Genomic DNA, 21766 nt, shown 5'->3' with positions numbered 1-21766 from the left:
GCCCGATCAGGGTTTGGCATTGCGGTAAGCGGCCAAGGCCTTGGAAAGGTCCTGGTATTCCTCGCACTGGCGGTTGCCGCAGATTTTTTCCAAACTCGCCAGATGCTGCTCCGCCATCTCGGGCTTGCGGTCCATGAGATACGCCTCGCCTATGTATTCGTGCGCCCCTTTGTGCTGAGGGTTGAGCTTGAGCGCCGTCTTGTAATGCTCAAACGCTTGCGCAAGATCAGGCTTGTCTTGCTTGCGGAAAGTGTAGGCCAGAAGATTGTGGGCATCGGCATTGCCCGGCTCATCGCGCAGCACCAGCTTCAGGTCGTATTGCGCCCGGCTCCAGCCTTTGCGGGCAATGGCTTCCCGGGCCGTGGCCATGCGCTCGCTCACGGTGGGCGCTGTGATGGTCGGGGTATCGGCGGCATACAACGGGGCAGCAAGGCTCAGGGCCAGAGCCAACAAGACTGTTTTCATCAAGTTCTCCTTCAAGGGTGAAGGCAGATTACCGGATTCCTGCCAACGTTGCCGGTCAAGGGTTTGTCACTCTACTGTCACATCCAACAGATACAAACCTGCCTGCAACCTGCCGCCCGGCAGAGCCATTTTCTCCATTTACTGAGCAAGCACCATGGCAAAAGATTTTTCCTTGATGGAAGACAGCAACCGCTCTTCCAACCCCAGTATTCACGAAGTGTCTGACCCCGCACGCCGCACCATCCTGCGCGGTGGTTTGGGCGCTTTGGCAGGCAGCTTCTTCGCGCCTTTGAGCGCCATCGGCGGTGCTGCAGCACTGACCGGATGCGCGACTACCGGCATGGCCGGCGGTGCGTTGCTCGGCTTCAAGAGCGTGGCTGTGTCGACCGCCGACACCGTCTCCGTTCCTGAAGGCTACACCGTGCAAGTGATTGCGCCTTGGGGTGACCCCGTGGGTATGTCCGGCGAAAACACTGCGTTCAAGGACGATGCCAGCAATACCGCTGCCCATCAGGAAACCCAGTTCGGCATGAACCACGACGGTATCCATTACTTCGCACAGGAAGGCTCCAAGAGCGGCCTGCTGGCCATGAACCACGAGTATGTGGACCACGGCCTGCTGTTCACCGACGGCACCGACAACTGGAACCTGGAAAAAGTGCGCAAGCCCCAGGCCGCCCATGGCGTGTCGATTTTTGAAGTGGAAGAAAAAGGCGGCAAGTGGGAAGTGGTCAAGCCCTCTCCCTGGGCACGCCGCATCACCGCCAACACCCGCATGGAACTCAGCGGCCCTGCGGCCGGTCACGCCATGCTCAAGACAGCGGCAGACCCCTCCGGTCGTGTGGTGCTGGGCACCATCAACAACTGCGCCAGCGGCATCACGCCCTGGGGCACTTACCTCACCTCGGAAGAAAACTTCATCAACTATTTCAGCGGTGGCGACAGCCTCACTGAACACGACAAGCGCTGGGGCCTGAAAAAAGGTGGCGGCGGCTACAACTGGCACCAGCATGACGCCCGCTTTGATGCCACCAAGACTCCCAACGAACCCAACCGCTTCGGCTGGATCGTGGAAATCGACCCCTACAACCCCAGCTCCACCCCCATGAAGCGCACTGCCATGGGCCGCGCAGCCCACGAAGGCGCCACCGTAGCTGTCACCAAGGACAACCGTGCCGTGGTGTACATGGGTGAAGACTCCCGCTTTGAGTACATCTACAAGTTCGTCAGCCGCGACGCCATCAAACCCGGCGGCGCTGCTGCCAACGCCACCCTGCTCGACCACGGCACCTTGTACGTGGCCAAGTTCAATGCAGACGGCAAGGGCCAGTGGATTGCTTTGACCCACGGCCAAGGCCCGTTGACAGCTGCCAACGGCTTTGCCGACCAGGGCGAAGTGCTGATCAAGGCACGCCAGGCCAGCGACCTGTTGGGCGCTACCAAGATGGACCGCCCCGAGTGGATCGCCGTCGACAAGCAAGGCTGGGTCTACACCACGCTGACCAACAACAGCAACCGCGGTGGCGACAAACAGCCCGGCGTGGACGCTGCCAACCCCCGCGTGAACAACACCCAGGGCAACATCATCCGCTGGAAGGAAGACGGCGACTTCGCTGGCACCACGTTCGCCTGGAACCACTTCATCTTGGCAGGCGACCCATCCCTGGAGCGCGCAGATGCCAAGGGCAACATCAAGGGCGACATGTTCTCCTGCCCGGATGGTTTGTGGGTCGATGGCCGCGGCGTGCTGTGGATTCAGTGCGATATGTCCACCTCCGCCATGGGCAAGGGCGACTTGAAGAACTTCGGCAACAACATGATGCTGGCCGCCGACGTGCGCACTGGCGAAGCCCGCCGCTTCCTGGTGGGACCTGCCGGTTGCGAAATCACCGGTGCTACCGGCACACCGGACGGCAAGACCATGTTCGTCAACATCCAGCACCCCGGTGAACCTGCCAACGAAGTGAGCGACCCCAAGAACCCGCGCGCCGTGTCTAACTGGCCCGAGAAAAAGGCCAACGGACGCCCACGCTCTGCCACCGTAGTGATCCGCAAGGCCGACGGCGGCGTGATCGGTACCTGATAGTCAACGGTTCCAAGGGAGCCTGAGCTAGCGGACTGCGGCAACGCAGTCCGCTATTTTTATGATAGCTGCTCGCGCACATTCCACGGGCGCCAGAGGCATATTTCGCCTCATACCGGCAGAACTCAAGCCCCCGCAGGCTTGATCTTCAGGCAGTTGTTCTCGCCAATGCGTGGGGCGCCCACCTTGGCGCGGGCTTCATCGGTGAGTTCGCACGCCACCAAGATGCCGTAATACATGCGGCGCCAGTACACATCGTCGCCGGGCGCATCTTTTTGCAGATTGGCGATGAAGATGGTTTCCACCTGCCGCAGCACGTCCTTACGCTGAGCGGAAGTCCAGTCATTGCGCAAGGGCTGCTCCAGAAACAGGCGCTCCAACTCGGGCACATCGCGACTGTGGCCCCACAAAGTCGGGCTGGAGGCGAGCACCACTTTTTCATTCAGCACCACACGGATGAGCATGGCGCGGTAGGTGCACTCACGCTGGTCGGGGTGAAAGGTTTCCACCGTGGCTTTGAGCGTCTTGAGCTGGTTGGCCATCATGGACGGCGACATGTATTTCATGGATGCCGCGCGCCGCTCCAGCTCAGGCACCGGCATGCGCGTCATGGGCGTGTCGTAGATGGCGAGCTGGGAACATTCGGGCACCTCGCCTTCTGCCGCTGCTGCGGTAGCAGGCTTGGCGGGCAGCACAGCGGCCCCCTTGCCAGAGGCCGGGGTTGCAGGCTGTGCGGGCATCTGCAAGGTCACGGGCGGGGCAACCGGGGCCAGCGGGGCCGAGGCGCCGCCCTTGGCGGGCACGACGGGCCGGGGTGCGGCAGGCACTTCATCCGGCGGCTCTGGAACCGGCCGGGTCACGGTGGGTGTACTGGCGGCAAGACCGGGTGGCAGGGCCATGCTGCCATCCGGCAGGCGCTGCCCGTTGGCAGGCATTGCAGATTTGCGCTGGTCCAGAGCCACCCACAAGGCAGCCCCTGCCAACGCAAGCGCCAGCCCTCCCACCGCCATGGCAACCCATGCGCTGGCACGGATTTGCAAAAAGGTTTTGCGGCCGGGCCGGGGCAGTTGCACCGGGTCGCGCTGCGAGGCACCTCCGGGGGTGCCGCTGTTCAAGCCGCCCGGCAGCGTTGGGTTGGCGCGGGCGCGCCGCACCACCGGCACCGGCACACCCCACCACTGCGGCACTTGCAGGGCTTTGAGCGCTTCCACCAAGGCCTGGGCGCTGGCAAAGCGCCCTGAGGACTCTTTGGCACAGGCCTGCGCGATGACGGCGTCCAGCGCGGGGTAGTCGCGCAGGGGCTGCACCTCCACGACGGCCGGCACCGGGTCGTTGAGTTGGGCCCACATGAGCTGCGAGGTGGTCTCGCGGGTAAAGGCTTCGCGGCCGGTGACAGCCTCAAACAGCACCAGCCCCAGTGCATAGATGTCGGTGCGCGCATCGATGGTGCCGGCCGCAATTTGCTCAGGGGCCATGTAACGCGGCGTGCCGGCCACGCCGCCGTCGATGGTGAGCTTGGTGCCCACCTCGTCCACCAGCCTCGCAATGCCGAAATCCAGCACCTTCACATGCAGACCCGCCAGGTCGCGCCGCACCCGGATGTTCTCGGGCTTGATGTCGCGATGCACCACGCCCTTGGCATGGGCAAAGGCCAGCACTTCGGCCACCTTGCAGGTCAAGGCAGTAGCGTCTTCAAACGACAGCGCGCCTTCGCGGTCCAGCAAGGCCGAGAGGTCTTCACCCTCCACATACTCAAAGGCCAGATACAGCTGCCCGTCGCTGTCCACACCCGAGTCCAGCAATTGGGCTGCGCCGGGGTGGCGCACTTCCAGGCTGAGGGCCGCTTCGCGCTCAAAGCGGCGGCGCAGTTGGGCATCGTCGGACAGGTGCGCCGGCAAGAACTTGAGGGCGACCTGGTTGCCCACACCGATCTGCTTGGCCAGATACACCGCGCCCATGCCGCCGCTGCCGATTTTGCGCAGCACCTGGTAGCGGCCCGCCACCACCTGCAGAGAGGGGCGGGACGAAGCGGCTGCGCCTGCGGGGTCAGTCATGGGGCTAGGTCAGCGCGTGGGCGAGCGCTATCAGAGCGCGTAGTCCCGCTCGACTTTGGCAATGCGTGTCTTGAAGGCTGCGTACCATTTTTCGTGGCCCAACTGCTGCGCGACCTGGTGCTCGGCATGGGCCTTCCAGGCACGGATGGACTCGAGATCTTTCCAGTACGACACGGTGATACCCAGCCCGTCGCGCGCGGACTCTACGCCCAGAAAACCGGGCTGCTGCGCGGCGAGTGCCACCATCTTTTCGGCCATGTCGCCATAGCCCTCATCGACGGCGGTACGCAGGCTGGTGAAGATGACGGCGTAGTACGGCGCCGGTGGGGTGTTCGCAATGTCCAGGCTCATCGGGATCTCCAGAAATTCAAGGTACCGGCGTGAGTTTGGCCACGCTCAGGGCGAGCCACTTGGTGCCGTGGCGGGGGAAGTTGATCTGGGCACGCGCATCGTCGCCCGCGCCTTCCAGCGTGAGTACGGTGCCCTCGCCGAACTTGGCGTGGAACACCTTTTGCCCCTTGCGCAGGCCGGTGGGCTCTTCTTTGCGTACCACTTCCTTCTGCGGGGCTGAATACGCGCCAAATGTGCCTCCAGCCCCCGTGGAATATGCGCGAGAAGCTCCTGAATTCGTAGCATAGCCTCCGCCACCCCAGCTGTTGCCGGAGCCGCCATAGCCTCCCCCGCCGAAGCCGCCGCCCATGCCACCACCTGCGGGCATCGCCTGCTGCTTGGGTGTGAGGTACTTCAGGCATTCCTCCGGCAGCTCGTCAAAGAAGCGGCTCTTGAGGTTGTAGCGCGTCTGCCCATGCAGCATGCGCGTCTGCGAGTGACTGAGGTACAGGCGCTTGCGCGCGCGGGTGATGGCCACGTAGGCCAGGCGGCGCTCTTCCTCCAGACCGTCGTGGTCGCTCATGGAGTTCTCGTGGGGGAACAAGCCCTCTTCCATGCCGGTGATGAACACGCAGTCAAATTCCAGGCCCTTGCTGGAGTGCACGGTCATGAGCTGGATGGCGTCCTGCCCGGCAGCGGCCATGTTGTCGCCCGCTTCGAGCGCGGCGTGGGTCAGGAATGCTTGCAAGGGCGAGAGGGTTTCGCCGGTGTCGCCGAATTCATCCGGTGCAGTTTCCAGCGCCTCGCCGCTCAAGCCCTGGCTAGCCGGGCTCTGGCTCAGCAAGGCCTCGGGGCTGCTGACCAGCGGCGCCATGCCGGGGGCTTCGCGGCCGAAGCCTTCTTGCATGACAAAGCTCTCGGCGGCGTTGACCAGTTCGTCCAAGTTCTCGACGCGGTCCTCGCCTTCGCGCTCGTTGCGGTAGTGCTCCAGCAGGCCACTGTGCTCCAGCATGAGCTTGATGATGTCCTTGAGGTTCAGGTCGGCGGTCTGCTCGCGCATGACGTCCAGCTTGGCCACAAAGCCGGCAATCACGGCGCCGGGGCGGCCGGTCAGCGTGCTGACCGCATCGTGCAGCGAGCAGCCCGTGGCCCGGGCCAGGTCTTGCAATTGCTCGATGCTGCGCGCTCCGATGCCGCGTGCAGGAAAATTCACCACCCGCAGAAAACTGGTGTCGTCGTTGGGGTTCTCCAGGAGGCGCAGGTACGCCAGTGCGTGCTTGATTTCAGCGCGCTCAAAAAAGCGCAGGCCGCCATACACACGGTAGGGAATGCCGGCATTGAACAGCCCGGTTTCAATCACGCGGCTTTGCGCGTTGCTGCGGTAGAGCACGGCGATCTCCGAGCGAGGCACATCGTCGCGGATAAGCTGCTTCATCTCGTCCACCATCCACTGCGCCTCGGCAAAGTCGCTGGGCGCTTCATAAACCCGCACCGGCTCGCCTGCGCCCTGGTCGGTGCGCAGATTTTTCCCTAAGCGGCGGCTGTTGTGGCTGATGAGCGCGTTGGCGCTGTCCAGAATGTTGCTGTAGCTGCGGTAGTTCTGCTCCAGCTTGATCTGCTGGCGCACTGCAAACTCGCGCACAAAGTCCGTCATATTGCCGACGCGCGCGCCACGGAAGGCGTAAATGCTCTGGTCGTCATCGCCCACCGCCAGCACCGAACCAGCGCCAGCATCACTGCCGCCCTGCCCCACGCCGGCAATCATCTTGATCCAAGCGTATTGCAGCTTGTTGGTGTCCTGAAACTCGTCAATCAGGATATGGCGAAAGCGCCGCTGGTAGTGCTCGCGGATAGGCGCGTTGTCGCGCAGCAGCTCGAAAGAGCGCAGCATCAGCTCGCCAAAATCCACCACGCCTTCGCGTTGGCACTGGTCTTCGTAGAGCTGGTAGATCTCGATCTTCTTGCGCGTGTCCGGATCGCTGGCCACTACGTCCTTGGGGCGCAGGCCTTCTTCCTTGCAGTTGCCGATGAACCATGCCATCTGCTTGGGCGGAAAGCGCTCGTCGTCGATCTTGTACTGCTTACACAGCCGCTTGATGGCACTGAGCTGATCTTGCGTATCCAGAATCTGAAAGGCCTGTGGCAGGCCGGCGTTCTTAAAGTGCGCGCGCAAGAAGCGGTTGCACAGGCCGTGGAAGGTACCTATCCACATGCCGCGCACATTCACCGGCAACATGGCACTTAGCCGCGTCATCATTTCCTTGGCGGCCTTGTTGGTGAAGGTAACGGCCAGAATGCCGCCCGGCGACACGTAGCCGTTCTGCAAAAGCCAGGCAATGCGGGTGGTGAGTACTCGCGTTTTGCCGGAACCCGCCCCCGCCAGAATGAGCGCGTGCTCGGCAGGCAGGGTCACAGCGGCCAGCTGCTCCGGGTTCAGGTTGTGTAACAGGGGGGGAGTGGAGCCAGCGGCGGCGAAGGAATGCATGGGGTGATTGTAGAAAGGCGGCGAGCCCGCACCCGCGGCATACACGATTCCCTTGTGCGCCACATTTTGGCGGCCATAAGCAAATTCATATACCGCGCCGGCCGCAACCTTTCTACAATCAAGCACCGGGCCCAAGCAATTGGCACCCGGTTTTTTTATGGCCGGTGCCAGTCCAAGTGCTCAGTGTTTTGGTTTGAAACTTTGGATAGGAGCTTGGGAACCATGGAAATTTTTGACTACGACAACATCCTCTTGCTGCCCCGCAAATGCCGGGTGGAGAGCCGTTCTGAATGCGATGCCGGCGTCGAGCTGGGCAGCCGCAAATTCCGCCTGCCGGTAGTACCCGCCAACATGAAAACCGTGGTGGACGAGTCCATCTGCGAATGGCTGGCGCGTAATGGCTACTTTTACGTGATGCACCGCTTTGATCTGGACAACGTGAAGTTTGTGCAGGAGATGCACGCCAAGGACCTGTTTGCCTCCATCTCGCTGGGCGTGAAGAAGCCGGACTATGCCACGGTGGACCAGCTGGTGGCGCTGGGCCTGACGCCCGAGTACATCACTATCGACATCGCCCACGGCCATGCCGACAGCGTGCGCGACATGATCATTTACCTCAAGAAACACCTGCCCGGCAGCTTTGTGATCGCCGGCAACGTGGCCACACCTGAGGCGGTGATCGACCTGGAAAACTGGGGTGCGGACGCAACCAAGGTCGGCGTGGGCCCGGGCAAGGTCTGCATCACCAAGCTCAAGACCGGTTTCGGCACTGGCGGCTGGCAGCTCAGCGCGCTCAAGTGGTGTGCCCGTGTGGCGACCAAGCCCATCATTGCCGACGGTGGCATCCGCAGCCATGGTGACATTGCCAAGAGCATCCGCTTCGGCGCCAGCATGGTCATGATCGGCTCCCTGTTTGCGGGCCACGAGGAGTCGCCCGGCAAAACGGTGGAAGTCGATGGCGCCATGTTCAAGGAGTACTACGGCTCGGCCAGCGACTTCAACAAGGGCGAGTACAAGCACGTCGAAGGCAAGCGCATCCTGGAGCCGATCAAGGGCAAGCTGGCCGACACGCTGATTGAAATGGAGCAGGACGTGCAAAGCTCCATTAGCTACGCCGGTGGCAAGAAGCTCATGGACATCCGCAAGGTGAACTACGTGACCCTGGGCGGCGACAACGCGGGCGAACACCTGCTGATGTAAGCCCCTGCCGTGAAGGCTGTCAGCACCTCGACAGCCTTCACGGTACAAACCCTCTCCCCCCCTCGCGGGGCGGCGCTATTCTCAGGTGCAGGAGCACACTGACACCATGAAAATAGCACTTCTCGGCATCGGTCTCATGGGGTTCCCCATGGGGCGCCGCCTTTGTGAAGCCGGCCATACCGTCCACGTTTGGAACCGCACCCCCGCCAAAGCGGAACGCCTCATCGCCTTCGGCGCCATCGTTCACCCCACAGCCGCCCATGCCGTCGCTGAGGCAGACATGGTCATCACCATGCTGGACCACGGCGGCATCGTCAGCCATGTGCTGTTTGAATTGGGCGCGGCAGACGCCATCAAACAGGGGACACTTCTGGTGGACATGTCTTCCATCAAACCCGTAGAAGCCCGCGACCATGCCGCCCGCCTGAGCGAGCGCGGTGTGGACTATCTGGATGCACCTGTCTCCGGCGGCACACTGGGGGCCGAGCAAGGTACGCTGGCCATCATGGCCGGTGGCAAGGCCACCAACTTCGAGCGGGCCATGCCGGTGCTCAAAATCTTCGGGCGCCCCACCCATGTGGGGCCCATCGGCTCCGGCCAACTCACCAAGCTGGCCAACCAGATGATCGTGGGCGCCACCATCGGCATCGTGGCAGAAGCCCTGCTGCTCTGTGAACGCGGCGGCGCGAATATGGGCAAGGTGAAAGAAGCCATCACCGGCGGCTTTGCGGACAGCCGCATCCTGCAGGTCCACGGCCAGCGCATGGTGGACCGTGACTTTGCACCCCGCGCCCGCATGACGGTGCAGATCAAAGACTTGCGTAACGCCTTGGCCACGGCCTCTGAGGTGGGTTTTGATGCGCCGATTACTACCTTGTTTGAAAAGTTATATGCCGAAGGCATCGAGCACGGACTGTCTGACCTGGACCACGCCGGCTTGTTTGTCGAGCTGGCCAGCCGCAACGGCATGTCCTGACACAGCACCATCACCGGTCTGCACATCGCCAAGTGCCGACGTAAAAAAGCCCCGCCGGCTCGCGCCGCGGGGCTTTTTGTTATCTACCGATGGGCAGATTAGTCGAAGTTGCGTGCGGGACGCTTCTTGGCATCGCGGGGCACAAAGACCTTGCCGCCGTTACCGGGCTTGGCAAAACCAGCGGGCTTGCCGAAGGCAGGCTTGCGCGCTGCGAAGTCACCACGCGGTGCACCGAAGTCACCGCGAGGGGCGCCGAAATCGCCACGGGGTTGGAAGTCACCACGGGGAGGACGCGCATCACCGCGGGGCGCATCGCCACGGGGCGCGCCCTGGCCGGCAAAGCGGTCGTTGAAACCACCTTTGCGTTCGTAGCTGAAGCCTTCGCGGGAAGCGCCACCGAAGTCACGGGAGTTTTCACCGAAACCACGACCGCCGCCTTCAGGGCGTCCGCCGAAACCGCGCACTGCGCCATAACCTTCACGGGGAGCGCCATCACGCTGACCACCGCCGAAGCCGCCTTCACGTGGGCCGCCGAATTTGCGTTCGCGAGGCTGGAAGTCGCCACCGCGGCCACGACCACCGAAGCTGGGGCGGGACTCAGGAGCGCGCTGCTGGGGTTCTAGGCCGGGAATAGTCTCTGGCTTGATGGGCTGGCGGCTGTAAGCCTCGATGTCAAAAATCTTGCGACGGTCGCGGAATTCGGCGAATGTCACTGCCAGACCATCACGACCTGCACGACCGGTACGGCCGATACGGTGGGTGTAGTCCTCAGCCTTCATGGGCAAACCGAAGTTGAACACGTGGGTGATGGTGGGCACGTCGATACCGCGGGCTGCCACATCGGTAGCCACCAGAATCTGCACCTGACCTTGGCGCAAGGCCATCAGGCGGCGGTTACGCAGGCCTTGGCTCAGGGCACCGTGCAGGGCCACAGCGGAGAAGCCGTCTTGCTGCAGGTCGTTGGCCAAGCCATCGCACTCGATCTGAGTGCTGGCAAACACAACCGCCTGGTTGATGGTGGTGTCACGCAGCCAGTGGTCCAACAGCTTGCGCTTGTGCTGGGCATTGTCAGCCCAGAACAGCACTTGCTTGATGTTGGCGTGCTTTTCCTGGGGGCTGTCGATGGTCACGCGCTGGGGTTCGCGCATCACACGGGCGGCCAGTTGCTGGATGCGGGGTGCGAAGGTCGCACTGAACATCATGGTCTGCTTGCGGTCGATGGTGAGCTGGTTGATTTCAGCCAGGTCATCGGCAAAGCCCAGGTCCAACATGCGGTCGGCTTCGTCCACCACCAGGAACTGAACTTGGTCCAGCTTGATTTGCATGGAACGTTGCAGATCCAGCAAACGGCCGGGAGTGGCCACCACGAGATTGGCGTTTTGCAGCTTGGCGATTTGCAACTGGTAAGGCATGCCGCCCACGATGTTGGCGACGCGCAGGCCACGGCAGTGCTGCACCAGGTCAATCGCGTCGTGCGCCACTTGCTGGGCCAGTTCGCGTGTGGGGCAAACAATCAGGGCGCCAGGAGTAGGTGCCTTGAAATTGCGGGGGTTGGTGGGGTCCTTGCGCTTGGCACGCTTGGGAGCGGGCTCGCCTTTGGCGGCTGCATCAGCGCAGGCTTGTTCGTACTCAGCGCGCTCAGCTTCTTCAGCTTCGGCTTGCTGGGTCAACAAGGTGTGCAACACAGGCAACAAGAATGCGGCAGTCTTGCCGGAACCTGTCTGGCTGGACACCATCAGGTCGACAAACTTGCCGGCCTTCTCGGATCCCACACCAGCCATGGCCAAAGGGATAGCCTTTTGCTGCACGGTGGTGGGTTGGGTGTAGCCCAGGTCTTTACAGGCTTGCACCAAAGCAGGTGCCAGACCCAGTTCTACGAAGCCGTTGGGGGCTTCGGGAGCGGCAGCTTCCACAGCCTCAGCAGGCACGTTGGATTCCACAGAAGTTGCGGAAACGGAAAGGTTTTCGGCAGGCGCGAATTCGCCTGTCACTTCAAAAGCGTCAGTCATATTTTTTCTCACACGAAAGCGCCGCAGGTTGTGCGGCTGCTCCGTCAATGGTTAAAAAACATCAACCATCAAACGGAACCTGCTCTGACCCGCAAAGGGGTGTGTTTCAGTGCTGGGGGCGTATATCGCTTTTAAAAAGCGTGCCCGGTGAATGAAGGGAGATGTACAAATCTCGCAAGCCGCCAACGTGGCGTTACCTGCGAAGCCCTCGATTATGGCATGAATTCGGGTTTCTACCTAATTTAATTTCAAAAAGTGCTCACGGTAGTGTGCTAGCTCTTCGATGGATTCATTCACGTCGGCCAAGGCTGTGTGTTTCTGCTGCTTTTTGAATGAATCAGCGACCTCGGGCTTCCAACGCTTTGCCAGCTCCTTGAGGGTGCTCACATCCAGGTTGCGGTAGTGGAAAAAAGCCTCCAGCTTGGGCATGTACTTGACGAGAAAGCGACGGTCCTGCCCGATAGTGTTGCCGCACATGGGTGAAGCGCCAGCGGGCACATAGGGGGTCAGGAAGGCAATCAGGGCAGCCTCTGCTTCGGCTTCTGTCACTGTGGAAGCCTTGACCTTGTCGATCAGTCCACTCTTCCCGTGAGTGCCCTTGTTCCAGGCATCCATTTTGTCGAGCTGGGCATCGGACTGATGAATGACGAACACCGGGCCTTCGACCCGCTGACCAAGGTGCGGGTCGGTCACGATGACGGCGATTTCCAGCAGACGGTCGGTCTCGGGCTCCAGTCCGGTCATTTCGCAGTCCAACCAGACCAAGTTTTTATCGGATTTGATGAGCACGGGCGCAATGGGGGAGTTTGATTCAGCCATGCCGCCATTGTCGCCGATGACCTAAACTCTGCCGCCATGCAAGACACCCCGTTTGAATTCTCGCCGTCCCTGTGGATGACCATCTTTTTCGCCATCACGCTGGTCGCCAGCGTGATGCTGAAATTCTGGCTGGCCACCAGGCAGGTGCGCCATGTAGCCCGCCACCGCGACGCAGTGCCTGCGGCGTTCGCCAAGCACATCCCATTGGCAGACCACCAGAAAGCCGCGGACTACACCATCGCGCAGGCCCGCTTGGGGCTGCTGGAACTGGCATGGGGCACTGCCGTACTGATGGGCTGGACCCTGTTGGGCGGCTTGCACGCACTGAACCAGACCTTGCTGGCATGGTTCGACGGTCGATTCAGCAGCGCCCTGCCGCAACAATTGGCTTTGTTGGTGGGCTTTTCCGTCATCGGCTCGGTGATCGACCTGCCCTTTTCTTTGTATCGCACCTTTGTGCTGGAGCAGCGTTTCGGATTCAACCGCATGACCGCCAAACTCTGGCTGGTCGATGCGGTCAAAGGCCTGTTTTTCAGCGCGCTCATCGGTCTGCCTCTAGCAGCTTTAGCCTTGTGGGTCATGGGCGCCACCGGCAGCTTGTGGTGGCTGTGGACCTGGAGCCTCTGGATGGGTTTCAGCCTGTTGATGATGCTGGTCTACCCCACCTGGATTGCACCGCTGTTCAACCAGTTCAAGCCTCTGGAAGACGCTACCTTGAAGGAACGCGTATCCGCCCTGATGGCCCGCTGCGGCTTCACTTCCAAGGGGTTTTATGTGATGGACGGTAGCAAGCGCAGTGCCCACGCCAATGCGTACTTCACCGGTTTCGGAGCTTCCAAGCGCGTGGTGTTTTATGACACCTTGCTGGCGCAATTGAGCCCTGACGAAGTGGATGCCGTATTGGCCCATGAGCTCGGCCACTTCAAACACGGCCACATCGCCAAGCGCATGGTGTCCCTGTTCGGCTTGAGCCTGTTGGCATTTGCACTGCTGGGTTGGGTCAGTCAGCAGGCATGGTTTTACACAGGGCTGGGTGTAGGCCCGAACATGACAGGTAGCAACGATGCACTGGCCCTGCTCTTGTTCATGATGGTCCTGCCGCTGGCAGGCAGCTTCATCGGCCCTTTGTTTGCGCAGCTCTCCCGCAAGCATGAGTTCGAAGCGGACGCGTATGCCGTGGCCCACGCCAATGGTGCGGCGTTGTCGTCCGCGCTGCTCAAGCTTTACAAGGACAATGCGTCTACTCTCACCCCCGATCCGGTGTACGTGAAGTTTTACTATTCCCACCCACCGGCACCGGAGCGGCTGGCCCGTATGCCTGCAGCCACACCCGTCATTGCCACTGCTTGAATTGACAAGAATATGCCTTCAGCACCCGTCAGAACTGCGCTAACAGCTACACAAATCATAGCAAGCCTAGCCAAAACCGAGGGCTGGAAGCTCCACGGTGACGGCGCGGATGTCGCCATCGAAAAGACCTACCGGTTCGAGAACTTTCTCAAGACCATGGCTTTTGTGAACGCGATTGCGTACATCGCGGAGCAGCAGGATCATCACCCCGAACTGTTGCTCACCTACAGCAGCTGCAGCGTACGCTTCAACACCCATGACGTGCAGGGCGTATCGCGGTCTGACTTTGAATGCGCCGCCCTGGTAGATGCACTCATAGGTGCACCTGCAAGCACTACAGGTGCCAGCACATGAGTACCGCCCTTTGAATCAGCACCTGCTTGAACCGGGCTTGGTCGTGGCAGGACACGGCCGCCATGTGTGGGTCGAAACACCCGATGGCCGGCGCCTGATCTGCCATCCGCGCGGGAAGAAAAGCGTGACGGTGGTGGGCGACCAGGTGCTCTGGAAAGCCACGCAGGATGAAGGCACCATAGAGAAGGTGCTGCCCCGGCGTAACCTGTTTTACCGGCAGGACGAAATCCGCACCAAGTCATTTGCCGCGAACCTCGACCAGGTGCTGATCCTGATTGCTGCAGAACCCGAGTTTTCTGAGAGCCAGCTTTCACGGGCCTTGATTGCCGCAGAGGCCGAGCGCATCCGCCCCATCATCGCCTTGAACAAGAGCGATCTGGCAGAACCCTTCGGACGCGCATGGGACCGGCTGGGAATCTACCGCGACATGGGCTACACCCTGCTGCCCTTGGCACTCAAGCCGAAGGCGGAGGGTGCGCCTGCGACCGAACTGGCGCTGTTGCTGGAGTTGATGCAAGGCAAAACCACGCTGGTACTCGGCCCCTCAGGCTCCGGCAAAAGCACTCTGATCAACCGTCTGCTGCCGCATGCTGACGTTTTGACCAATGAAATTTCGACCGCCCTGAACTCGGGCAAACACACCACTACAAGCACCAGTCTGTATTGGGTGGACGAGGCCAAAACCACGGCAGTGATTGACTCCCCGGGCTTCCAGGAGTTCGGACTCAATCACATTGACCCCATGCATCTGGCCGGCCTGATGCCGGACATCAAAGCCCACGCGGGCGACTGCAAGTTTTACAACTGCAGCCATCTGCATGAACCCGGCTGCGGTGTATTGAATCAAATGAAAGAAGCCCCTGGCGCCGGTGGAATCGCCACGAACCGCTACAAAATTTATAGCGATTTATTTGCAGAGTTATCTCAGACACGGTACTAGCCCGGAAGAAGGGCCGGTCGGAGCTTGACTGTATCTAGCCTATCAGGCGCGCCGTCGAAAGCAGAGCAAGAAACACCATCCACATCACGACAGTGCGCCAGACAAGGCCCACTACCGCTCGCAGGTGCGCGGGTTCGGGTGTGAGAGCGCCGCTGTCCATTTCTTCGCCGAGGCGGACATTCACAGCACCCGCAGTGGCAGCCAATACCACGCCATCGTTGTCCAAGGGATGTACAGCCTCATGGCGACGCCAGCTGTCGACCGCATCCTCAAAACTTCCAACAAAGGCAAAACTCAGGGCAGTAACACGGGCCGGTAGCCAGTCAATGGCTTCCCATGCACGCAAGGCCCGCTCTCGCACAGCGTCGCTTACCGGTGGCAGCTCAGGCTTAACCGGGCGTTTGGCAAACACGGCCAAGTATTCGGTAACGCGGTAGAACACTGCGCCGGCCGGGCCCAAACCCAAGGCTGCGAGGATGGAATACCAGACAAACACGCCGAACACATGTCGGTGGGCACTCAAGACAGAGTGCTCAATCACATGCCTGACAATTTCACTGCGGGGCAGTTCGCTGGCGTCCATGCGCTTCCAACGGGCCAGCGCGGCACGGGCAGCGACCTCGTCGCCAGCCAGTAAAGCATCGCGAATCTGAGTGAAATGGTGGCTGAACTGCCGGAAACCAAGTGTGGCGTAAAGAATCATCACATTCCACACCGCAGCAGCAATCCAGCCCAATTGCCAGAGCAACAGCCAATGCACCGCCAGTACCAGCAGCGCAGGCCCCAAGGCTGCCAAGCACCAAGCCAACCAGGCATGCGGCTTGGCACCTGCATCGAAATTGCGCAGCACCCAACGCACCCAGTTACGTACCGTGTTGTGTACCGGATTGATCTGCGGCAGGGGCTTGGCCTGTTCCAGCAACAGCGCCAGCAAGATGGAGATAAAGCTCATGGAACTATCATACCCAGCGATGTACCGGCTCAGGCACGGAGAAACTGGTAGAAGTTGCGCAACATGCCCGCCGTGGCGCCCCAGATAAACCACTCCATCCCCTGTTCGCTATACGGCATGGAGTACCACTCCCGGCTCGCCCCCTCCCACTCCACACGGTGGCGGCGGTGATTGGCGGGGTTCATCAAAAAGCCCAAAGGCACCTCAAACACATGGGCCACTTCGTCTGGACTGGGTGCGAGTTGAATGGAAGGCTCCACCAGCGCAACGACCGGTGTCACGATAAATGCGCTACCCGTGGTGTAGTGCGGCAGACTGCCCAGCACTTCGACCGATGAGGGGAGCAAGCCCACCTCTTCTTGCGCTTCGCGCAGGGCAGTGGCAACTGCGTCCACATCGGTGGCATCCGCCTTGCCACCGGGAAACGCAATTTGCCCCGAATGGCTGGACAGGTGAGCAGTACGCTGTGTGAGCAACACCATGGGCTGATCCCGCAACACAATCGGAATAAGCACCGATGCGTGCGACGGCTCCCGCTCAGAAAACTTGTGCTCTGCCCTGACCTCGGGAGACCATTCCGGTGGCAGCCTGAAACGCCGCCGCAAAGCGTCCGGTACCAAGTCGGCAGGGGGTACTGCGGTGAGATGACTGTCCACGCCCACCACGGGGACTTGGCGTGGATCAAAAGCCGGCAGGGTTCGGGTGAACTTGGTGGTCAATTTGGAATCCCATGAAAAAAGCCGCCACAGCTTGTCACCGGGGCGGCTTTCATGAAGAGCTTGCGGCAAATTACGCTGCAGTCTTCTTTGCTGGCAGCTTTTCCTTGATACGAGCAGACTTGCCGCTACGGTCACGGAGGTAGTACAGCTTGGCACGGCGCACGTCACCACGACGCTTGACTTCGATGCTGGCGATCAGAGGGGAGTAGGTTTGGAATGTACGTTCCACGCCTTCGCCGCTGGAGATCTTGCGCACGATGAAGCCGCTGTTCAGGCCACGGTTACGCTTGGCGATAACCACGCCTTCGTAAGCCTGCACGCGCTTGCGGTTACCTTCAACCACATTCACGCTCACGATGACGGTGTCACCGGGTGCGAATTCAGGGATTGTTTTGCCGAGGCGGGCGATTTCTTCCTGCTCGAGCGCTTGGATGATGTTGCTCATAGTTTCCTTCGTGATCTTGCTCGCGCCGGCACCGGAATTGGCGCCAATAGCAGAGCCTTGAGGCTTGTTATCTGGCCGGGCAGAGGATCGGTTAGCCAGCCATTATAACAAGTTCAATCTTTGGGCTGCAAAAGACGTTCTTCAGCGGCGGTAATGTGGCCTTGGGCTCTCGCTTTGTCGAGGATGTCAGGCCGGTGCAAAGCCGTCAGTTGCAAACGCTGGGCACGCCGCCATTCTTCAATCCGCGCATGATGTCCGGACATCAGCACGGGCGGCACAGGCACGCCTGACCACTCTTCCGGACGGGTGTAATGCGGGCAATCCAATAGACCATCAAGTGCGGGATTGAAACTGTCTTGGTGATGGCTATCAGCGTCTGACAATACACCGGGCTGCAAGCGCGCCACTGCATCCAGAAGTGCCATGGCAGCGATTTCTCCACCGGACAACACAAAGTCACCCAGGCTGATCTGCTGATCCACATACTTTTCGATGAAGCGCTGATCTATGCCCTCGTAGCGGCCACACAGCAAAATCGCGCCCGCACTGCGGGACCATTGCTCGACTGCGCCATGGTGTAGCGGTGCCCCGATGGGCGAGAACAACACGACGGGAACAGCATCCTGACGCTGAGCCCGGATCGCCAAAAGCGCAGCCTCCAGAGGCTCAGCCATCATCACCATACCGGGACCTCCGCCGAAAGGTCGGTCATCAACTCTACGGTAATTGCCAGACGCAAAATCGCGGGGATTGTGAAGATGCACATCTACCAAGGCACTCTCGTACGCCCGGCGTGTGATGCCGGCTGTCAGCAAGGGCGCAAACAGCTCAGGAAAAAGCGTGATGATGTCGAAGCGCACTGCAGGCGCCTCAATAGTCCAGTTGCCAGTCCACGCGGATGGTCTTGTCGGTCAGGCTGACGTCGTCCACATAAGCAGAGACGAAGGGGATCATCCGTTCGACCGGTTTGTCATCCTGCATGGCCTCAATGACCAAGACAGTTTGCGGGCCGGTTGACATCAACTCACGGACGATGCCGAGCGCTTGGGCTTCGCGATTGACGACTTGCAGACCGATGAGATCGACCCAATAAAACTCGTCTGCAGCAGCTTTTGGAAATGTGGCGCGAGAGATGAAGATGCGGGAGCCTTTGAGGGCTTCGGCCCCATTCCTGTCATCGATGCCGGCCGCACAGGCAACCACCGAATCAGAATGGACTTTGGATTCTTTGACGGCCATCAGCGCTGTGCCGGAAAAAGGCTTGTTACCTTTTTCAGTGGGCAACAAATACCACTGGCGGGCAGAGAAGAGTGCCTCAGGATTGGCACTGTAGGGCAGGACTTTGAACCAGCCTTTGATACCCCAAGCGTCCGCAATGCGACCGACTTCGATGGCGTCTGCCGGCAATTCGGCGACTTCGAGTCCTGTGAGCATGGGTGGGAATATCAACCGGCGTACGGGCACAAGCGCCGCACGCCGGCTAAACCATTAAGCAGCTTTTTTAGCAGCTTGGTTGATCAGGCGTTCCACGGTAGGAGATGCCTGTGCGCCAACGCCCTTCCAGTAGGTCAAGCGATCTTGCGCAATACGGATGCTTTCTTCGTTTTCCTTGGCGATGGGGTTGTAGAACCCGATACGCTCGATGAAGCGGCCGTCGCGACGGGTGCGCTTGTCAGCAACAACGATATTGAAAAACGGGCGGGCTTTTGCACCACCACGAGCGAGTCGAATGACGACCATGATTTATCCTTTGGGCAGCTGAGAGAATTCAGCCTAAGTATTCAAAGTTCGATTCAAAGTTTGAGACACGCAACTGACCACCCGGCCAGTGACACTCTGAATAGCCCTCCATTATACCGTTTTCTCATTCATGACCAAAATCCGACCCAGTACCGAATCCGATATCAGCGCTATTACCGCCATTTATGCACACCATGTACTGACCGGCACGGGTACTTTTGAAACCACGCCGCCCAGCGAAAGTGACATGCAGGGACGACGGGCCGACGTCCTTTCCAAAGGACTGCCCTACCTGGTGGCAGAAGTAGACGGAGAGGTCATAGGTTTCGCCTATTGCAACTGGTTCAAGCCACGGCCCGCTTACCGCTTTTCCGCGGAAGACTCCATTTACCTCGCTCCGAACGCACACGGTAAGGGACTTGGAAAACTCTTGCTCATTGAACTGATGTCGCAAGCAGAGCGCTGTGGAGTTCGCAAGTTGATTGCGGTTATCGGCGACTCCGCCAACGCTGGCTCGATTGGCGTCCACACCAGCTGCGGCTATGACAAAGTGGGCGTGATTTCAGCCTGTGGCTGGAAGTTTGACCGCTGGCTGGACATCGTGTTGATGGAAAAAACCATTGGAGCCGGCTCATCCACCCCGCCAGTGGATCCTGTCGCATGAAAAACAAAACTGTCGCTGTCTGGCTCACGCTGACGCTGGGGGCCTTGGGCTTGCATCGGCTCTACCTCGGGCGCTACGACTGGATTGCCAAGTTATCCCCCTTACCTACCCTCTTGGGCACCTATGGCGTACTGCGGGCCCGCAATCTGGGGGTAGACGATCAGCTGAGCTGGGCGTTGATCCCTCTGCTGGGCTTCATGCTCGCGGCTTGCGCGCTGAATGCATTGATTTTCGGACTCATGAGTCTTGAAAAGTGGAACGCCCGGTACAACCCGGAGCAACCCGATAGCCCCCAAGGCGGAACCAATTGGCTCACCGTGGGTGGCTTGATCGTCGCTCTGGGCTTGGGCACCACCATTTTGATGGCGACCCTCGCCTTCAGCATTCAACGCACTTTTGAGTACCAGATGCAAGAAGACAAAGCGCCCGACACGGGCGCGTTGATCAAAAAATCTGCAGACTGACCCAGTAAGCGATTGCCGCGACAAAAGCCGCAGCCGGGATGGTCAACACCCAAGCCCACACAATGTTTCCAGCAACGCCCCAGCGCACCGCACTGGCGCGTTGGGTGGAGCCTACCCCGACGATAGCGCCGGTAATGGTGTGGGTGGTAGATACCGGTATACCCAAAGCAGTGGCAAGGAACAGTGTCATTGCGCCACCGGTCTCCGCACAGAAGCCACCCACCGGTTTCAGCTTGGTGATTTTCTGACCCATAGTGCGCACAATCCGCCAGCCACCAAACATAGTGCCCGCACCAATCGCTATGTAGCAAGACACAATGGTCCAGGTGGGTGGCGCAGCGTCGCTGGCGGAAACATACCCCGTCGCAATCAGCATCATCCAGATGATGCCGATCGTCTTTTGCGCGTCGTTACCGCCATGACCCAGACTGTAGGCACCTGCGCTCAAAAGTTGCAAACGCCGGAACCATTTATCGATGCGCGAAGGCCGTGCGCGCCGGAAAATCCAGGCGACTGCCACCATCATCATGGAGCCCAAAGTGAAACCCAGTAGTGGCGACACAAAGATGAACGCTACCGTTTTCATAATGCCGGCGGAGATCAAGGCCCCTGCTCCAGCCTTGGCAATCACCGCGCCGACAATGCCACCAATCAGCGCGTGGGAAGAGCTGCTGGGAATACCGTAGTACCAGGTAATCACGTTCCAAGTAATAGCGCCCACCAACGCACCGAACACCACATGGGTGTCCACGACGCCGGGCTGCACAATGCCTTTGCCCACGGTGGCCGCGACGCTCAGGTGGAAAATGAAAATGGCTATGAAGTTGAAGAAGGCGGCAAAAATCACCGCCTGACCGGGCTTGAGTACCCCGGTGGACACCACGGTCGCAATCGAGTTCGCTGCATCATGAAAACCATTCATGAAGTCGAACATCAGCGCGAGCGCCACCAACAGGGCTACGACCCACAGGGCTGTCTGGACTTGTTCCATCGTATTGAACCTGCGCGGTGGATCAGGAGTTCTCGAGGATGATGCCCTCGATCACATTCGCCACGTCTTCACACTTGTCAGTGATCGTTTCCAGCAGCTCGTAAATGGCTTTGAGCTTGATGAGTTCACGCACATCTTCCTGCTCGCGGAACAGCTTGCTCATGGCGGTGCGCATCACGCGGTCGGCATCCGACTCCAGACGGTCGATTTCTTCGCAGGTTTTCAAGGCTGCCTCGGCGGTGGCGTGATCGGCGATATCCGCCAACAGCTTTACCGCATCACGCAAACGCTCGCAGCACTTCACGCTCAGGTCGGTCAAACGCACGATCTCTTCCGTCATCACGCGGACGTCGTACAGCGCCATGGTTTCAGCAGAATCCTGAATCAGGTCCGCCACATCATCCATGGTGTTGATCAGGGAGTGGATTTGCTCGCGGTCGATGGGCGTGATGAAGGTGATGTGAATCGCCTTGTTCACCTCATGGGTCACGCGGTCTGCTGCACGCTCGGCGTCGTCCACTTCCTGGTTGTATTTCGCGCGCAGATCAGCGTCGTTGTAGTTAGCCACCAGCTTGGAAAAAGCCTGGGCGGCCTCCACGATACGATCCGCATGCTGATTGAACATCTCAAAAAAATTGCCTTCACGAGGCAACAACTTTCCAAACAACATGCGGAGCTCCTAACGGTTAAATATGACAGTCTCGTGACTGATTTAAGAATGTCCGC

The 21766-nt window shown here is 60.1% G+C and carries 22 protein-coding genes; 8 read left to right on the top strand and 14 right to left on the bottom strand.

The window, feature by feature from the left end:
• Window positions 1–6: 6 nt before the first annotated feature.
• Window positions 7–465, bottom strand: a complete 459-nt coding sequence (locus ACOAP0_RS16610; protein WP_498377324.1) for a tetratricopeptide repeat protein — start codon at window positions 463–465, stop codon at window positions 7–9.
• A gap of 154 nt (window positions 466–619) precedes the next feature.
• On the opposite strand from ACOAP0_RS16610, the gene ACOAP0_RS16605 reads away from it, so the two are divergent.
• Window positions 620–2548: a PhoX family protein gene (locus ACOAP0_RS16605; protein ID WP_498377323.1), complete on the top strand. Its 1929-nt coding sequence runs from the start codon at window positions 620–622 to the stop codon at window positions 2546–2548.
• Window positions 2549–2673: 125 nt separating this feature from the next.
• Here ACOAP0_RS16605 and ACOAP0_RS16600 read toward each other — a convergent pair whose 3' ends face one another.
• Genes ACOAP0_RS16600 through ACOAP0_RS16590 form a run of 3 tightly spaced genes read right to left on the bottom strand, consistent with a single transcriptional unit; the run spans window position 2674 to window position 7417 of the window.
• Complete coding sequence (locus ACOAP0_RS16600; protein ID WP_498377322.1) at window positions 2674–4602, bottom strand: serine/threonine protein kinase; 1929 nt, start codon at window positions 4600–4602, stop codon at window positions 2674–2676.
• Window positions 4603–4632: 30 nt separating this feature from the next.
• Window positions 4633–4947, bottom strand: coding sequence for an antibiotic biosynthesis monooxygenase family protein (locus ACOAP0_RS16595; protein ID WP_430962578.1), 315 nt, complete (start codon window positions 4945–4947; stop codon window positions 4633–4635).
• Between the two features lie 22 nt (window positions 4948–4969).
• Entirely contained in the window at window positions 4970–7417 is a 2448-nt protein-coding gene (locus ACOAP0_RS16590; RefSeq protein ID WP_498377321.1) for a UvrD-helicase domain-containing protein, read from the bottom strand.
• Window positions 7418–7639: 222 nt separating this feature from the next.
• Here ACOAP0_RS16590 and ACOAP0_RS16585 point away from each other — a divergent pair, with 222 nt between their 5' ends.
• Together ACOAP0_RS16585 and ACOAP0_RS16580 are read left to right on the top strand one after the other, a co-directional pair.
• The gene (locus tag ACOAP0_RS16585) at window positions 7640–8617 is read left to right on the top strand and encodes a GMP reductase (RefSeq protein WP_087496927.1); all 978 of its coding nucleotides are present in this window, start codon (window positions 7640–7642) and stop codon (window positions 8615–8617) included.
• Window positions 8618–8723: 106 nt separating this feature from the next.
• Window positions 8724–9593, top strand: a complete 870-nt coding sequence (locus ACOAP0_RS16580; RefSeq protein ID WP_498377320.1) for an NAD(P)-dependent oxidoreductase — start codon at window positions 8724–8726, stop codon at window positions 9591–9593.
• Between the two features lie 98 nt (window positions 9594–9691).
• Here the strand turns inward: ACOAP0_RS16580 and ACOAP0_RS16575 are convergent, their stop codons facing one another.
• Window positions 9692–11602 carry a DEAD/DEAH box helicase gene (locus ACOAP0_RS16575; RefSeq protein WP_498377319.1) on the bottom strand — a complete coding sequence of 637 codons (1911 nt, stop codon included), beginning with the start codon at window positions 11600–11602 and terminating at the stop codon, window positions 9692–9694.
• Between the two features lie 237 nt (window positions 11603–11839).
• Window positions 11840–12421, bottom strand: a complete 582-nt coding sequence (orn, locus tag ACOAP0_RS16570) for an oligoribonuclease (RefSeq protein WP_087496919.1) — start codon at window positions 12419–12421, stop codon at window positions 11840–11842.
• A gap of 36 nt (window positions 12422–12457) precedes the next feature.
• Here orn and ACOAP0_RS16565 point away from each other — a divergent pair, with 36 nt between their 5' ends.
• The 3 genes from ACOAP0_RS16565 to rsgA are packed head-to-tail and all read left to right on the top strand — an operon-like array spanning window position 12458 to window position 15065.
• Window positions 12458–13771, top strand: coding sequence for a M48 family metallopeptidase (locus ACOAP0_RS16565; RefSeq protein ID WP_498377318.1), 1314 nt, complete (start codon window positions 12458–12460; stop codon window positions 13769–13771).
• Window positions 13772–13783: 12 nt separating this feature from the next.
• On the top strand, window positions 13784–14125 hold the full coding sequence (locus ACOAP0_RS16560; protein ID WP_498377317.1) for a 4a-hydroxytetrahydrobiopterin dehydratase: 342 nt from the start codon (window positions 13784–13786) through the stop codon (window positions 14123–14125).
• Between the two features lie 10 nt (window positions 14126–14135).
• A complete protein-coding gene (gene rsgA, locus ACOAP0_RS16555; protein WP_498377316.1) occupies window positions 14136–15065 on the top strand; it encodes a ribosome small subunit-dependent GTPase A in 930 nt (309 codons plus the stop codon).
• 34 nt (window positions 15066–15099) lie between these two features.
• On the opposite strand, the gene ACOAP0_RS16550 is transcribed toward rsgA, so the two are convergent.
• From ACOAP0_RS16550 to rpsP, 6 genes are all read right to left on the bottom strand, one after another.
• Entirely contained in the window at window positions 15100–16017 is a 918-nt protein-coding gene (locus ACOAP0_RS16550; protein ID WP_498377314.1) for a cobalamin biosynthesis protein, read from the bottom strand.
• 29 nt (window positions 16018–16046) lie between these two features.
• On the bottom strand, window positions 16047–16736 hold the full coding sequence (locus ACOAP0_RS16545; protein WP_498377313.1) for a CoA pyrophosphatase: 690 nt from the start codon (window positions 16734–16736) through the stop codon (window positions 16047–16049).
• A gap of 70 nt (window positions 16737–16806) precedes the next feature.
• Window positions 16807–17181 (bottom strand): 50S ribosomal protein L19, encoded by a 375-nt coding sequence (gene rplS, locus ACOAP0_RS16540; protein WP_087496913.1) that lies wholly within the window; start codon window positions 17179–17181, stop codon window positions 16807–16809.
• Between the two features lie 113 nt (window positions 17182–17294).
• On the bottom strand, window positions 17295–18041 hold the full coding sequence (gene trmD / locus ACOAP0_RS16535) for a tRNA (guanosine(37)-N1)-methyltransferase TrmD (RefSeq protein ID WP_498377311.1): 747 nt from the start codon (window positions 18039–18041) through the stop codon (window positions 17295–17297).
• Window positions 18042–18051: 10 nt separating this feature from the next.
• Window positions 18052–18615 (bottom strand): ribosome maturation factor RimM, encoded by a 564-nt coding sequence (gene rimM, locus ACOAP0_RS16530; protein ID WP_498377310.1) that lies wholly within the window; start codon window positions 18613–18615, stop codon window positions 18052–18054.
• A 54-nt stretch (window positions 18616–18669) separates the two neighbouring features.
• Window positions 18670–18921, bottom strand: coding sequence for a 30S ribosomal protein S16 (rpsP, locus tag ACOAP0_RS16525; RefSeq protein ID WP_087496910.1), 252 nt, complete (start codon window positions 18919–18921; stop codon window positions 18670–18672).
• 130 nt (window positions 18922–19051) lie between these two features.
• On the opposite strand from rpsP, the gene ACOAP0_RS16520 reads away from it, so the two are divergent.
• Entirely contained in the window at window positions 19052–19585 is a 534-nt protein-coding gene (locus tag ACOAP0_RS16520) for a GNAT family N-acetyltransferase (RefSeq protein WP_498377309.1), read from the top strand.
• Window positions 19582–20049 (top strand): NINE protein, encoded by a 468-nt coding sequence (locus ACOAP0_RS16515; RefSeq protein ID WP_498377308.1) that lies wholly within the window; start codon window positions 19582–19584, stop codon window positions 20047–20049. The genes ACOAP0_RS16520 and ACOAP0_RS16515 overlap by 4 nt, the downstream gene beginning before the upstream one ends.
• Here the strand turns inward: ACOAP0_RS16515 and ACOAP0_RS16510 are convergent.
• Complete coding sequence (locus tag ACOAP0_RS16510; RefSeq protein WP_087496907.1) at window positions 20030–21040, bottom strand: inorganic phosphate transporter; 1011 nt, start codon at window positions 21038–21040, stop codon at window positions 20030–20032. The genes ACOAP0_RS16515 and ACOAP0_RS16510 overlap by 20 nt on opposite strands.
• A gap of 22 nt (window positions 21041–21062) precedes the next feature.
• On the bottom strand, window positions 21063–21710 hold the full coding sequence (locus ACOAP0_RS16505) for a DUF47 domain-containing protein (RefSeq protein ID WP_087496906.1): 648 nt from the start codon (window positions 21708–21710) through the stop codon (window positions 21063–21065).
• Window positions 21711–21766 lie beyond the last annotated feature (56 nt).

The sequence above is a fragment of the Curvibacter sp. Hmag1.1 genome (assembly GCF_059769165.1).
The sequence above is the reverse complement of the archived record's forward strand: the minus strand, read 5'-3'. Positions and strand labels throughout refer to the sequence as shown.